This window comes from Nocardiopsis sp. iso_238 (genome assembly GCF_056173325.1).
In genome coordinates, this window is the sequence record NZ_CM149668.1 from 390,278 (window position 1) to 405,292 (window position 15,015).

General features: G+C 72.9%; 11 protein-coding genes. 8 read left to right on the forward strand and 3 right to left on the reverse strand.

The features are described 5' to 3' along the window. Positions 1-84: 84 nt before the first annotated feature. Positions 85-1,683 carry an N-acyl-D-amino-acid deacylase family protein gene (locus AC0VYL_RS01775; protein ID WP_475458398.1) on the forward strand — a complete coding sequence of 533 codons (1,599 nt, stop codon included), beginning with the start codon at positions 85-87 and terminating at the stop codon, positions 1,681-1,683. Further along, entirely contained in the window at positions 1,680-2,600 is a 921-nt protein-coding gene (locus AC0VYL_RS01780; RefSeq protein ID WP_475458401.1) for a sugar kinase, read from the forward strand. Before AC0VYL_RS01775 ends, AC0VYL_RS01780 begins: the two co-directional genes overlap by 4 nt. Here AC0VYL_RS01780 and AC0VYL_RS01785 read toward each other — a convergent pair. After that, on the reverse strand, positions 2,597-2,905 hold the full coding sequence (locus AC0VYL_RS01785) for a hypothetical protein (protein ID WP_475482128.1): 309 nt from the start codon (positions 2,903-2,905) through the stop codon (positions 2,597-2,599). The genes AC0VYL_RS01780 and AC0VYL_RS01785 overlap by 4 nt on opposite strands. A 247-nt stretch (positions 2,906-3,152) precedes the next feature. On the opposite strand from AC0VYL_RS01785, the gene AC0VYL_RS01790 reads away from it, so the two are divergent. Then, positions 3,153-3,452: a DUF6412 domain-containing protein gene (locus AC0VYL_RS01790; RefSeq protein ID WP_475458405.1), complete on the forward strand. Its 300-nt coding sequence runs from the start codon at positions 3,153-3,155 to the stop codon at positions 3,450-3,452. Positions 3,453-3,545: 93 nt separating this feature from the next. Then, complete coding sequence (locus AC0VYL_RS01795; protein WP_475458407.1) at positions 3,546-4,253, forward strand: YidC/Oxa1 family membrane protein insertase; 708 nt, start codon at positions 3,546-3,548, stop codon at positions 4,251-4,253. 25 nt (positions 4,254-4,278) lie between these two features. Here the strand turns inward: AC0VYL_RS01795 and AC0VYL_RS01800 are convergent, their stop codons facing one another. Further along, positions 4,279-4,896: a superoxide dismutase family protein gene (locus AC0VYL_RS01800; protein WP_475458409.1), complete on the reverse strand. Its 618-nt coding sequence runs from the start codon at positions 4,894-4,896 to the stop codon at positions 4,279-4,281. Positions 4,897-5,174: 278 nt separating this feature from the next. Here AC0VYL_RS01800 and AC0VYL_RS01805 point away from each other — a divergent pair, with 278 nt between their 5' ends. From AC0VYL_RS01805 to AC0VYL_RS01815, 3 genes are all read left to right on the forward strand, one after another. Next, positions 5,175-5,807, forward strand: coding sequence for a YigZ family protein (locus AC0VYL_RS01805; protein ID WP_475458412.1), 633 nt, complete (start codon positions 5,175-5,177; stop codon positions 5,805-5,807). 118 nt (positions 5,808-5,925) lie between these two features. Further along, positions 5,926-7,401: an outer membrane protein assembly factor BamB family protein gene (locus AC0VYL_RS01810; RefSeq protein WP_475482129.1), complete on the forward strand. Its 1,476-nt coding sequence runs from the start codon at positions 5,926-5,928 to the stop codon at positions 7,399-7,401. Positions 7,402-7,405: 4 nt separating this feature from the next. Beyond that, positions 7,406-7,972: a hypothetical protein gene (locus AC0VYL_RS01815; protein WP_475482130.1), complete on the forward strand. Its 567-nt coding sequence runs from the start codon at positions 7,406-7,408 to the stop codon at positions 7,970-7,972. Positions 7,973-7,984: 12 nt separating this feature from the next. On the opposite strand, the gene AC0VYL_RS01820 is transcribed toward AC0VYL_RS01815, so the two are convergent. Next, entirely contained in the window at positions 7,985-9,469 is a 1,485-nt protein-coding gene (locus AC0VYL_RS01820) for a hypothetical protein (RefSeq protein WP_475482131.1), read from the reverse strand. 254 nt (positions 9,470-9,723) lie between these two features. Between AC0VYL_RS01820 and AC0VYL_RS01825 the strand changes: the two genes are divergently transcribed. Beyond that, positions 9,724-14,964, forward strand: coding sequence for a hypothetical protein (locus AC0VYL_RS01825; protein ID WP_475482132.1), 5,241 nt, complete (start codon positions 9,724-9,726; stop codon positions 14,962-14,964). Positions 14,965-15,015: the final 51 nt, after the last annotated feature.

Sequence of the window (15,015 nt, forward strand, 5' to 3'; positions counted from 1 at the left end):
TTTCCTGAAGCGTATCTTGGGCCACACCGACCCTCCGACGGCGGAACCGCCGAACGGGGGTCGGGGACCCCGAACGGAGGAACAGTGCAGCCCGAGACCGTACTCGCCGGAGGTCGGGTGATCGACGGCACCGGCGGGCCCTCCCGCCACGCAGATCTCGTCCTGCGCGACGGCCGCGTCAGCCACATCGTCCCACCCGGGAGCGCCAGGACCACCGGTGAGGTCGTCGACGTGTCCGGCCTCGCCGTCTCCCCGGGGTTCGTGGACATGCACGCCCACTCCGACCTCGCCCTGCTCGCCGACCCCGCCCACGAGGCCAAGGTCCTCCAGGGCGTCACCCTGGAGGTGCTCGGTCAGGACGGGCTCGGATACGCGCCCGTCACCGACGCCACCGCCGAACCCATCCGCGAACAGATCGCCGCGTGGAACGGGACCCCCGAACTCGACTACTCCTGGCGCGGGGTCGGTGAGTACCTGGACCTGATCGACCGCGGCTCCCCCACCAACGCCGCCTACCTCGTCCCCCAGGGCAACGTCCGCATGGCGGTCCTGGGCAACGACGACCGCCCCGCCACCGGTGCCGAGATCGACCGCATGCGCGCGATGGTCGCCCGGGGCATGGCCGAGGGCGCGCACGGACTCTCCGTCGGGCTCACCTACACCCCCGGCATGTACGCCAGCGACGACGAGATCGTCGCCCTCCTCGAACCCGTCCGCGCGGCGGGCGGCTACTACTGCCCCCACCACCGCAACTACGGTTCGCGCGTGGTGGAGTCCTACCAGGCGTGCCTGGAGGTGGCCCGCCGCGCCCACGTGCCCCTCCACCTCGCGCACTGCCACGTGAACTTCCCGCAGAACCGGGGCCGCGCCCCCGAGGTGCTCGACGCCATCGACGAGGCCACCGTCCGCTACGGCCTGGACGTCACCCTCGACACCTACCCCTACCGGGCCAGCGCCACCTACCTCGCCGCCCCGCTGCCCTCCTGGGCCCAGGAGGGCGGGACCGCCGCCACCCTCGCCCGCCTGCGCGACCCCGCCACCCGGACCCGCGTCCTGCGGGAGATCGAGGAGGCGGGCACGGACGGCAACCACGGCGTCCCCATGGACTGGACCACCCTCGTGGTCACCGGGACCGCCGACCCCGCGCTGTCCTGGGCGGTGGGCTCCTCCGTCTCGGACCTCGCCAGGGACCGCGACGAGGCGCCGGGGAAGGTGTTCGTCGACCTCCTCATCGCGGACGAGCTCCGCAGCGGATGCCTCCTCCAGGTCGGCAACGAGGAGAACATCCGCACGATCATGCGCCACGGCGCGCACACGGCGGGCAGCGACGGCATCCTCGTCGGAGAACGGCCCCACCCGCGCGGTTGGGGCACCTTCCCCCGCTACCTCGGCCACTACGTGCGCGAGCTCGGCCTGCTCAGCCTGGAGGAGTGCGTCCGCCACCTCACCTCACGGCCCGCCCAGCGGCTCGGCCTCGCGGAACGGGGGGTCATCCAGGTCGGCGCCGTCGCTGACCTGGCCGTGTTCGACCCCGACACCGTCAACTCACCCGCCACCTACGAGGAGCCCCGTCAGACCCCCGTGGGGATCGAGCACGTCATGATCGCCGGGGAGTTCACCGTCCGGGACGGGCGCCGCACCGACCGCCTCCCCGGCCGATCCGTTCGGAGGAACGCCCGATGACCCGGATCGACGCGGTGTGCGTGGGGGAGACCATGGCGGTGCTCACCTCACCCGAGGCCCTGGCCGAGGGAGCCCGTCTGACGGTGGGCACCGGCGGCGCCGAGTCCAACGTGGCGATGGCCCTGGCCCGGCTCGGCCACCGCTCGGCCTGGGTCAGCCGGGTGGGCGCGGACCCCTTCGGGCGGATGGTCACCGACGCCGTCGCCCGCTGCGGCGTGGACGTGCGCGGTGTCGAGGTGGACCCGGACCTCCCCACGGGCCTGTACGTGAAGGACACGGCTCCCGGCGGGGCGGGGGTCCTGTACTACAGAAGGGGCTCGGCGGCCTCGATGATGTCCGTGGCGGACGGCGAGAAGGTGTGGTCCCGGGGTCCCCGGCTGGTGCACCTGTCCGGGATCACCCCCGCGCTGTCCTCGCGGGCCGCCGCGCTGGTCCGGGACCTCCTCGACCGGCGGTCCGGCAACGGCGCGCTGCGCTGCTTCGACGTCAACCACAGGCCCGCCCTCTGGGACGCCCGCGAGGCCGGGCCGGTGCTGCTGGACCTCGCCCGCCGCGCCGACGTGGTTTTCGTCGGCCGTGACGAGGCCGAACGCCTGTGGGGCACCCCCGCCGTGGAGGACGTCCGGGCGGTCCTCCCGGAGGTGCCGACCCTGGTGGTCAAGGACTCCGGGCGGGGGGCGACGAGCTTCGACGGGGCGGACACGGTGTTCGTGCCCGCCCCGCCGGTGGACGTGGTGGAGGAGGTCGGCGCCGGTGACGCCTTCGCCGCCGGTTTCCTGTCGGGCCTGCTCGACGGCCTCACACCGGAGCGGCGGTTGAGCCTGGGGCACGCCGCGGCGGGCGAGGTGCTGCGCTCCCGCGGGGACACCCTCGACCGGGTCCCGGACGGGGTCCCCGGCATCCGCGCCGACGGCTAGCCGATGACGATGGCCCCGGCCAGGACCGGGGTGCCGAAGCGGACGGAGCCCTGACCGGAGGCGAGGCTGCGGCTGCCCTGACAGCTGTTGCCGGCGAAGAGCGCGAACCGGGACTCGCCCTCGATCTCGACCACCCCGCCCTGGCCGGTCTCCAGGACACGGCAGCCGCCGTTCTCCACGTTCTGCTCGTGGCCGGACTCGAAGGTGACCCGCACCGGGGCGGTCTCCTCCTTGCTGGCCATCCCGGAGATCGCTCCGGCGATGGTCGCGGACATGGTGGCGAGGTTGGCAGGGCGGATCGGCACGGGATTCCCCTTTTCACCGGGCTCGCGCGAGCCCTTGAGGCACAGGTACTGGAGACGCGGACGGGCACCGAAGGGCGCTGCCGAGTGCGGAGATGGTTACTCTGTGTCATTTAGCTACAGGATCACGCGAAAGGTGGGGAGCCACGGCGGAGTGTCGGCGGATTTCTCCACAGGGTGGACGGTGCCTTCGTCGCGCTGGTGAGGGCTTGGGTACGATGGTGCCAACGGATGGGAAGGGAGGGCGCGCGTGCAGTACCTGCTGCCCTTCTTCGAATTCCTCGCCCTCGGCTTCCTCCCCGCCGACCTCCCGCTCCCCGGTGTGGAGGGCGCCGCCCTGACCCTGCTGGTCGTGGCGGTCGGTGCGGCCCTGACCTGGCTGGCCCTGCGCGGCACGGCCCTGTGGCCGGTGGGCGACACCGCCACCGGCACGGCGCACGCGATGCGCCGAAGAGCCAGGAAGCTCCCCGTCCTCACCCTGTGCGACCCCGACGCGGCGGGCAGACCGCGTCCCCGAGCCCCCGGCGCGGCCCTTCCGGCCGCTCGCTGACCCACGCCCTGACGCGCCCTCGCGCGCTCCGCCGTGGCTCGGCTCCGAGCGGCCTGACGTCTGAACATTCCACCCAGACGAAGGGTCCCGACCTTGTACACCTTCGGGCCGATCGCGGCCGTCATCAGCATGCTCTCGGCGGTTCTCTCCGCCCTCACCTCCACCCTCACCCCGCTCGCCGGGGCCCTGGCTGCGGGGCTGGCGATCGTCGGTCTGACCGTCGCCGTGCGCCTCCTGCTCCTGCCCCTGGGGGTGGCCCAGGTGCGCGCGGAGAAGCAGCGCGCCCGGATCGCGCCCCGGCTCGCGGAGATCACCAAACGCCACGGGAAGAACCCCGAGCGGATGCTCGCGGAACAGCGCAAGGTCTACACGGAGGCGGGCACCTCGCCGCTGGCGGGCTGCCTGCCGGGCCTCGTGCAGATCCCGCTGGTCGTGGCCCTGTACGGGCTGTTCATCGGAGCCGGACCGGGGGAGGAGCCGCTGCTCGCCCATACCTTCGGCGGGATCGAGCTGGGCTCCACGCTGGTCACCAGCGTCGAGGGGTCCCTCGTCCCCCCGGTCTTCGCCGCGCTGCTGGTGCTCCTGGCCGTGGTGGCCTGGGCCAACCGCCGCTACGTGGTGCTGCCGATGATGAGGGAGAACCCCGCGCAGCCCCCGATGCTCGCCGCGCTGTCCTACATGCAGTTCACGACCGTGGTCATCGCGGCGTTCGTGCCGCTGGCCGCCGGGATCTACCTGTTCGCCTCCACGACCTGGGCGCTCGCGGAGAAGGTGGTGCTGCGCAGGGTGCTCCCGGACTGATCGCCGCCGGGACCGTCCGCGGGCGTCAGAACTCGACGGTCACGCAGGCGAGGCGGTCCCCGGCGGTGCCCGCGTGCCCCTCGTGGGTGGAGGTGTGCTCGTCGTGCAGCACCAGGGAGTGCGCCTCGCCCTCGCGGAACTCCCAGTCCACCGTCGAGGTGATGAAGGCGTTGCCGTTGTCGTCGGTGGTCATGTCCAGCCAGACCTCGTTCTCGGGGTTGGCGTATTCGGGGTCGGCCGAGGGCTCGTCCTCCGTCGCCGCCGGGTCCACCTCGTTCTGGTAGTGCGGCCCGGCGTCGGCGGGGTCGTCACCGCACGGGCGGGTGTGCACGTGGGCGCCGAAGTCCCGGTCCGCCTCCAGGCCGGTCCCGGTGAACTGCACGAACGTGGAACCGTCCTGGACGCGGACCTGGACGTCCGCGGTGGCCCCCTCGGGGACCGCGGTCTCGTCGTAGGTGATCGCCCCGGCGCTCTCGCCCGGCGGGAGGAAGATCGACGCGGTCACGCTCGGGGAGGTGGTCGGCTGGACGGCGGGGTTCTCCGTGGCGGCCGCTCCGTCACTGGTGGAGGGCGCGCCCTGGGTGCACCCGGTGGCGAGAAGGGCGGTCAGGACCAGACCGACGGCGGGTGGCGTGGTGCGCATGTCGGGACTCCCCGGTGATCAGTGCTGTGGCTGTCCGCAACGTTACCCAAAGTGCATGTGGGATAACTACGAGTGCGGCAACTGTGGTGGGTGTCGGAGGGTCGGCGCCGCCCCCGTGAGGGCGCGACCGCGCGCCCGGCCCCCGCGGCGGGGGCTCCCGGCGCGCTCCTGGGTCCCTCCGGTGAGGGGACCGTACCAGCAGAGCGGGCGGGGGAGGCCGTCCCCTCCGGGGATGGCAGACTGGTGCGTCCCACCACGAACCCTTCTGAACAGGCGACATGAGAACGATCAAGCGCGGCGGCGAACACGAGATCGAGATCAGGAAGTCCCGGTTCATCTGCGCCATGGCCAGGGTGGACGGTGAGGACGCCGCCCGCGCGTTCATCGCCGAGCGCCGCAAGGAGCACTGGAGCGCGAACCACAACTGCACCGCCTACGTCCTGGGTGACGACGGCGGGGTCCAGCGGTCCAGCGACGACGGCGAGCCCGCAGGGACCGCCGGGGTGCCCATGCTGGAGGTACTGCGCCACCGTCGGATCACCGACACCGTCGCGGTGGTCACCCGGTACTTCGGTGGGACGAAACTGGGTGCGGGCGGGCTCATCCGCGCCTACGGCAACGCGGTCTCCGCGGCCGTCGAGGAGTTCGGCCTGCTGGAGCGGCGCCAGCTCCTGGTGGTGGACGTGTTCGCCGACTACGTCCTCGGCGGCCGACTGGAGAGCGACCTGCGGGACTCCTCGCTTACCGTCCGGGAGGTCGCCTACGAGGACCGGGTCCGGATCGAGGTGGCGCTGCCCGAGGCCGAGCTGCCCGGATTCGAGGTCCGCCTCGCGGAGCTGACCGGAGGGCGGGGCGAGTTCGAGGTGAGGGGTGTCACCACCATCGAGGTGGAGCCCGAAACCGGTCCCTGAACCCGGGAACGGCGCGCTCACAGGCCCGTAACGAGTGGTCGACACCGTGTATCCACCTGGCCGCCCCCCGGCTTAGGATTTGCCGTAAACGTCATCGTTTCGTGGGGAGATACCGTCAATGCGCAGCTCACGGGTGCTTCAGGCGCTGACCTGTGGCCTTGCGGCGCTGCTGGTCGCGGGGTGCACCGGTGAGCCGGAGCCGCCCGCCCCCGCGCCGGAGGAGGAGCCCCCTCCGATCCCCACGGAGTTCGAGGGAGAGGTGCCCCCCGGCATCGAGGGCGAGGTCCTGCGCCACCTGCACGGTGAGGACGCGGACTCCCACGAGATCCTCGACGACCCCCTGGGCGTCCGGATCAGCCCGGTCGGCGGCGCCTTCCTGATCAGCTCCGGCGGTGAGGACCGCCACCTGCTCCAGGACGCCGCGACCGGCGACACCCTCTGGGAGGGCGAGGCGCGCTTCCGGGGGTTCGACACCGACACCGGGGGCGAGACCGTCCTGCTCATGACCGACGCGGACGACACCCCCTTCGTCCTGGACGCCGAGGGGCGGCGGCTCTGGGAACCGGCGGAGGAGGGCGACCTCTACCTGGACGGCGTCGCGGTGCGCCGCCCGGCCGAGTGGAGCGCGGAGGAGCCGCACGGCGACTTCTCGGTGCTGGACGCCGAGGGTGAGGAGCTGTGGTCCTACTCCTTCGAGCCCGAGTCCGAGTCCGAGGACGCCGAGGCGGACGAGGACACCGACGAGGAGACCGCGCCGGAGGCGGAGACCGAGGCCAGCGCGGACGACCCCGAACGCCTGGGCGTCCCGGTGGCCGCCTGGGACGACACCGTCCTGCTGGACTCCGGGGACTCCGTCCTGCGCGCCCACTCGCTCGACCCCGACGACGCGGGCGAACTCCTGTGGTCGGTGGCCGCCAGCGACGAGGAGCTGGGGCTGCCCGCCACCGCGCCGGTCCCCCTCCCGCAGATCCTCGGTGTGTTCCCCGCACCGGAGCCCGAGGAGCCTGAGGAACCCGGGGATGGCGAGGACGACGGGGAGGACGAGGACGTCCCGGCGACGATCCTGCTGCGCTGGGCCCAGCCCGAGGCGCCCTCGGTGCTCTCCGCCCACGACACCGTCGACGGAGAGCCGCTGTGGACCCTGGAGGAGGCGGGCACCAACCCGGTCTCCCGGCACTTCGACGAGGCCGGCGTCCCCGGCCTGCTCCACGACTCCGACACCGGAACCCTCCTGCTCTCGCAGGCCAGCGGTGAGGCCACCATGGTCGCCGTCGACCTGGTCCGGGGCGAGGTCCGCTGGGGTCTGGAGGAGGACGACGGCTCGATCTCCCCGGCCTTCGCCCACGGCGGCCTGGTCTACGGGGACTCACGCTCCAACGAGGACGGCGACCTCCAGCTGGTGCTGGACGCGGAGACCATGGACGTGGTGGGGGACGAGCTCTCCGCCTACGTGGAGGCGGTCACCGACACCGGTCACGCCATCCTCGTCCAGGACCGGCAGCGCTTCGTCGTGGGCCCCGCCCCGGGGGACACCGAGGAGGACGTGGACGCCGAGGAGTCCGGGTCCCCCGCTCCCTCCGACGACGCCAGCTGATCCGATGAGCGACCGGACCCACGTCCCCCGACCCGGCTACGAGCGGAGCGTCGTCACGAACCCGGTGCTGCGGATCGTGGGCATGGTGGTCGGCCCCGCCGTCGGCGTGGTCGGCACGGGCATCCTGATCGTGGACGAGGGGCCGTTCTGGTGGCCCTTCCTCGCGGTGCTGTTCCTCGCCGCCGTCATCGGCGGAACCCTCGTGTACGTCTCCAGCGTCCACATGCGGGTCGCGAGCGGCGTGCTGGAGGTCAACGCGGGCCGTCGCGGCGTCAGGCTCCGGGCCGACGAGATCGGGTACGTCGGCCGGGCCCGCTTCGAGGGGCGTCACGTGTGGCGCCTGAGCAGGTTGAACCTGACCAACGCCCGCGCGGGCGAGGGCGTCGAGATCGTCGGCCGGGACGGCCGGTACGTCACGGCCCGCACCGACACCCCCGACGAACTCGTCCGGGCGCTGCTCGCGGAGGGCATGGACCCGAACGCCCTCCGCGTCCCCTTCCCCTTCGCGGCCGTCAGCTACGGGCGCGTCCGGGAGATCCGGCGCGAGGAACGCGCCGGGGACCCGGACTGACGCCCGACCCGCTCACTGGCGGCGTTCGGGCATCCGCAGGACCACCCTGAGGCCGAGCGCCCCCGTGTCGAGGGTGCCGTCCTCGTGGGCCTCCCACTGCCAGCGCGCGTGCACCGACTCCCCGGTGCCCACCACGAGGGTGTTCGGGGGGATGTTGCCGAGCACGTGCTCGTCGGACGTCCCCAGCGGTCGCGGTACGACCACCACGAGCGGATGCTCGGCGCTGTGCTCCAGGCTCTGGACGGGGTCCGGGACGGTCAGGTCCGGCAGCGCCGCCGGTACCACCGTGTGCAGCGGCTGGCCCGACTTCAGGACCCGGACCGTCAGCCCCTTGGCGCGGAGCGCGTCGGCGACCACGCGCACCGCGTCGGCGGCGACCGTCCGATCACCGTCCACCGCCAGCAGGCCGCGGACCCGGGTGAGGTCGACGTGGACGAGCGCTTCCCCGTCCTCCAGGGGGCCCAGGCACGCCAGGACCCCGTTGACCACGGGCCGGACCATCGTGTGGGTGGACGCGGCGAAGTTGAGCGGGCCCGAGGCCCCCGAACCGCGCGCGTAGCGCCACGTGGTGGTGTCCACGACCCGCCACGAGGTCGCGGGGGGCGTCGCCCCGGCGGGGACGATCGCGGTCGTCTCCCCGGGCGTGGTCAGGATCGCCACGGGCCTGGCGGGGATCTCGGCGGGGGCTCCGAGGAGGTCGGCGTGGGCGCCCCCCGCACGGTGGACCGCGTCGGGATCCGCCGTGACGAGCTCGGTCGCGGCCCGGCGGCGACGCGTCGCGGCGGCGATCCGCGCGGACCGGGGCTTGCGGGGCCTGCGCCAGGGGAGCGCGGCGATCTTCCGGAACGGCCAGGCGATGGCCCGGCCGATCGGCTGCCAGAACAGGGTCAGCAGGGTCAGCAGGACCAGTCCGGCCGCACCGGCCGCGAGGAGGCGCGGGTCGATCTTGGGCTTGTCGTTCTGCGGGGTGACGTCGGTGACCTCGCCCTCCTGCGCCGACGGCTCCTCCTCGGGCGGCGGGGTGTAGGCGGGGGGAGCCGGGTGCGGGCTCGGCGGGGCCACCCCCTGGGCGTTGGCCTGGTCGACCGCGACCACGCACAGGGGGTCGCGGCCCTCGTAGACACCGTCGCCCCCGGAGTCGAAGGGGACCACCAGCCGCCAGTCCGTCTGGACCGCACGGTCCTCACCCAGGGCCTGACCGTCCGCCTGGGTGCGGCCCGCGTTGAGTTCGTGGATCTCGTCGGCGCGTTCGGCGTCGTCCAGGATGAGGTCGGCGATGGCCTCCAGCCCGGGGGAGCCCTCCGGGACCACGTAGTAGTAGACCTGCGGGCACATGTCGTAGGTGCCCGTGGTGTCCGCTCCGGCCGGGGTCGCGCCCAGCGCGGACAGAAGAGCCGCCAGCAGGGAGCTGCCGACGGCGAGGGTGGTGGCGGTGCGGACCGTCCGCGTCGCCGCCGACCGTGCTTCGAGGGGTCGTGCCGCCGCTGTCAGGTTCACTCGCTCTCTCCCGTTGCTGTCTCTACTGGTGTGTCGCCCGGAGGAGATGATGCGGAAAGTCTTCTTCCGGTTCACGGGAACTCGGAGGGCTTCCGGTGCATCTGTTAACTCATGAGGGTGGGAGTCTATGATGTCGGACTCGCGCGGTGCCCGATGCCCCCGAGGCCCGCGAAGCCCCCCGACTGTTCGTGCCGCGCCCCTGTGGGCGGAACACGACGGTGCCCTGTCGGACCTGGAAGGCGAGTACTGCGGACGTGGCCAAAGAACCTCGTGACTACCTCCGGTGGGATCTGCTCGACCGCTCCGAGGATCCCGTCCCGTGGGACACGGACGACGTCATCGGCCTGAGCAGGTTCTACGAGAAGCTGTCCGACGCGGCGAAGGACGCCGCCGCCGACATGCGGCGCCTCGATGGCGACGAGCTGGGGGAGGGCGACACGGTCGCCGCGCTCAAGGAGCTCGTCAAGGAACTGCCCAAGCACCTGGACAAGGCACAGGACGCCTACGAGAAGGGCTACAAGGCCCTCGACCGGTGGCAGACCTCCCTCGGCACAGCACGGCTGGACAGCGCGTCGATCGCCCGCCAGGCCGCCACGGCCCACGCCGCACTGGAGGACCCCGAGGCCTGGAAGGAGAAGGTCGACGGCGACGACCCCGCCCGGGACGCCTTCATCACCAGGCTCACCAGCGTCCTCAACGACATGGACGAGGCCGCCCGCGAGTGCGCCGACGCCCTGGAGGAGGCCAAACAGGGCAGCCCGCGCAAGCTCTGGGGCTGGCTGGACAAGATCGTCACGTGGGTCGAGGAGAACCCGCTGCTGTACGCGGTGGCCATGGTCGTCGCGGGCCTGGCGGCCATCTTCATCCCCGGCCTGGGCATCGCCCTCGCCCTGACCGTCCTCGCGATCAGCGCCGCCTCGCTGCACAAGGAGGGCAAGCTCGGCTTCAACCGGGAGTCGCTGTTCACCCTGGGCATGGACGCGATCTCCCTGGTCCCCGGCGGCGCTCTGCTGCGCGGTGGACGCGCGGTCGGCAGAGCCGCCGGCGCGACGGCCACCCGCATGGGGGGACAGCGTGTGGCGGGCGGTGTGCGCGGGGCGGCCTCCTCGGTCCGCAACGGTGCCAGCCGTGCGGTGCCCGTCAGAGTGAGACAGGCGGCCAGCTCCACGGCAGACGGGGTGAGGCACGCGGCCAACACCACGGGCGGGAAGATCGCGACCACCATCGTCAAGGACAGCGCGGCCAGCATGGCCTCGTCGGTCACGGTCCAGGTCGCGGGTGAGGGCAAGAGCTTCAGCGACCTCAACATGGCCAACGAGGCGCTGACGGCCTTCGGCACCAGCGCCGCCGGTTCCACGGTCGGGGTGCTCAAGGACAACGGTTCGCTGCCCGGCTTCGGCGGCGGCTCCGACAGCGGCGGTTCCGGCGGCGGAGGGAGCGAACCGGCGCCGGATCTCAGCGGTGTCGACGGACCGGACCCGGACCTGGCACCCGCTTCCGGCGGGGCGGACGGCGACGGCGGCGGTGAGGGTGGCCGGAACCCGGCGGGAGGCCAGGACGGCGGTCCCGCCACGGGCGAGGGCCGCCCCGGTGACCTGTCGCCCGACATCGGTGACGGACCCCCGGGAGCGGCCGCTTCGACCATCTCCGTGAATGACGGTGGTGCGAGTCCGGCGGGAGGCCAGGACAGCGGACCCGCCACGGGTGAGGGGCGCTCCGGAGACCCGGCGCCGTCACGCGGTGACGGGCTGCCCAGCGCGGGTGGTCCGGATGTTTCCGCAGCGTCCTCTGCGACTGGTGGGGGCGATCCCTCGCCTCAGTCCGGTGACGGGAACTCAGGCTCAGGCGCCTCGTCCGCCCCTGTGGGTGATGGTGGTTCCGGCAACCTGACGTCGCAGTTCGGTGACGGGCCCCCGGCTGCTGACGCTTCGCCCGCCACCGCGAGCGAGGGCGGGTCCGGTCCCTCACCTCAGCTCGGTGACGGACCCTCGGGCCCGAGTGCGTCGTCCGCCCCTGTGGGTGATGGTGGTTCCGGCAACCTGACGTCGCAGTTCGGTGACGGACCCCCGGGAGCGGCTCCTTCGCCCACCTCCATGGGTGACGGTGGTGCGAGTCCGGCGGGAGGCCAGGACAGCGGACCCGCCACGGGTGAGGGGCGCTCCGGAGACCCGGCGCCGTCGCGCGGTGACGGGCTGCCCAGCGCGGGCGGTGCGCGGGACTCCGCGACCGACACCGACGGACCTGGCTCACGTGACTCCGGAGAGAGCCAGGGCGGGCGAGGTCCGAGTAGCGAACCCAGGGAGGACTTCGCGCCGGTCACCCGGTCCGGGGGCGGCACCAACACGCCCCAGCCGCCCGCTTCCCCCCGGGCTCGGATCGGTGAGCCGGGCGACGTGGACGTCTCGCCGGGGAACCGCGACGGCCAACCCGACGCCGCTCCCCAAGCCGGGGCACTCGCCGACACGCGTTCCGAGTCTCGGTCGGACGGTGGCGACCCGAACCCCGCGCACCGCGCCGAGCAGGCCCCGAACACGCCAGAGCAGGGCACCCCGGGCCAGATCTCCGGCGAGTCCGCGCCTGCTCGGAACGGCGAGGGCACGCGGGCCTCCGACGCCCCGCGTGGCGATCGCTCCGGTGCCTCCACCCAGGACGGTTCGACCGTCACCCACACGCGCACCACCGGCCAGGGGGAGTTCACCACCACGCGTGGACCGGACGGGGAGCAGAACACCGCCTACCGCTATCCGGCCACCCGCGAGGGCGGCTCGGACTTCACCATGAACGTGACCCGTGACGGGGCCGAGGTCAACGGCACGGGTGTGCGGAGCACGGAGCGGGGCTTCGAGGTCTCCGCCGCCGACGGTTCGTCCGTTCGCACCCAGCGGGACGGCACGATCCGCACGGGCGACCTGGAGGTGACCGGTCCCGGAGGCAGGGGCCGTGCCTCCTACCGCGACGGTGAGCTGACGGTGTCCACGAGCGACGGTGACGTCTCCGTCTCCCGGGACCCGAACGGCAGCGAGGTTCGCACCGAGGACGGACTCACCGTACGGCGGGACGCGGACGGCCTGCGGGTCAGCCACACCGGTGACGGCCCCGTCGACCTGAGGACCAACGGCAGCGGTCCCGACGTCACCCGGGCCGCCGTCGACAGCACGGGACGCGCTCCGCGTTCCCACGCGACCGACCCGACCACGGGCAGGAACGCCGAGGTGGGCGTCGACGGTTACCGGGTCGACGTTCCTGGCGGGGCCTCGCACGGCTTCGACCGCGCCGACGGGACGGTCCGCGTCGAATCCGGCGGTGCCCGCGCCGAGGTCAGGCCCGACTCGGCACACCTGTCCCACGCCGACCGCGGCGTCGACTTCGAACTACGCCAGGACGGCACCGGCAGCGTCAGGGGCGGTCCCTCCAGCGCCGAGATCCGCGCGGACGGCGGCATCGACCTCCGGTCGTCCACCCACGGGGAAGGGAACGACGCCACCCTCAGGCAGGTGACCGACGGCCGGGGCGGCACCCGCCCCGTGTTCAGGTCCGGGAACGTCACTGCGGAGCCGGGGCAGGTCGGCTTCGACCACGGTTCCCGGGTCCAGATCGTGGACCACCAGGGAACGAGCGCGATCCACGTGGTCGACGGTGGCCGCCAACGGACCTACAACATGGACGGCACGCCCGTGCTGGGCGAGACCTACCCGAACCTGCCCCTGGACCCGGCCACCAACACCCCCTCCCTGGTGATCGGTTCCCCGGACGGTCGCACGCTCACCAGCGTGACGATCGAACCGGGGCGTGGCGGTGACGGGCCGGGAGCGGCCCCCGCGTTGCGCGTCGACAACCCCTACGGCTGGTCGGTGCGCACCTCCGGAGACGGGGACGTGAGCGTGGCGGCGCCCGGGGGAAGGGAGAACTCCCTGGAAGTGACGCGTCGAGGCGACGGTTCCGTGGCGGTGAACACCAGGGACGGGAGCCACCGGGCCGACAACGGTGGTGGACGGCTCAGCGTCTCCGGGCCCGAAGGGCTCAGGGGCGACACCGACGGAGACCGGGTACGGGTGTCCGACGGAGAGGCGACCACGACCGCGCGTACGGACGAAGGCGGTGCCATCCCGGGCGAGAGGGTGGCCGAGACCAGGAGCGACAGCGAACACCGCCCGCCCTTCGGGGAGAGCTCCACGCACGAGTCCTCCGTCTCCACGAGTGAGGGGACGAGCGTCTGGGCCGGGCGCGACGGGATCCACACGACGATGGGCCCGGGCCGGGAACCCGGCACCGTGAACTCCGGCGACCGGACCGTGGACGTCACGTCCGACGGCCTGAGCGCGCGGGGCACCGGTCGCGACTCCGACGCGTGGGAGGTGTCGACGAGCCCCGACGGGACGCGCGGCAGCAACGGTGCCCAGAGCATCGACGTCACCGCCCGGCCCGAGGGAGGCGGAGCGCGCAGTCCCCTGTACCGGGGCAACGGGGGGCTCCGGTGGCAGAACCCGATCACCTCGCCCGACCAGATCAGGTTCGAGACCGGCGGGGACGTCGCGGGCGGCCGGTCGGCCTCCGGGCGGACCGAGGTCGTCGACGGAGCCAACGGGACCACTTTCAGGGACGCCAGGGGAGGGGTGCGGGTCGACGCGAGCGGTGGTGGGCCCGACCTGCGGGTCACCGAGGGCCACGTGCGGATCAACGCACCGGACGGCACCCAGCACCGGGTGGACATCCCGACCCGGCCCGACACCGCCGACCCCGTCCGGGACGGAGCGGGCACCGACCCCGCGCGAGGGGACGACGGCGCCCCCTCGCCGAGCCGTGACGACGACGGCGCCACACCCGAGGGCGACCGTTCGGCAGACACCCCACGTGGGTCCCGGCGTTCGGACTCCGATCCGGTCACCACGCTCAGGGACACACGGGCCGCCGGTGTCCAGGCGATCCCCTTCGAGATGTTCAAGAACATCCTCAACGTGGTCGCCGGAACGGGTTTCGACTTCCTCCGACACTTCGGGGCCGAGGCGCTGGGGCAGGACTGGCTCTCCGAAGGCATCGCGTTCGGTCCGGACGGCCTGCCCAACCCCAGCTACGTGGTGCAGTCCTTCATGCAGCTCGGCACGGCGATCCCCAAGGCGGCGGCCGAGGGCAGGTACGGGGGCGCCGACGGCCTGCCCAACCTCCCGCTGGAACTGGGGCACCAGGCGATGCGCAACAACCTCCGCGACGCGTACCTGGACGAGTACCACGAGGACTTCCGCGCGGAGGAGGCGAGGGCCCTGGAGGAGAAGGAGGTCCAGGAGCGTATCGACGCGCTCGACGCGCTGCTCGACGAGAAGAACCTCAAGAAGTACGAGGAGAGCAGGGACACCGCCCCCTCCGACGACGAGACGGGTGCGGAAGTCAAGGAACGGGCGCGGGTGGACCGCTTCCTCGAGGACGCCAAGGAGGAGAGGGAGAGGCTCAGGGACGAGCTCAAGAAGCTTCGGAACGGCGACCCCGAGGACGAGAAGTAGCAGGACCAGGGCTGACACCGCACGGCCGGACACCGTACGAACCAGGAAGGG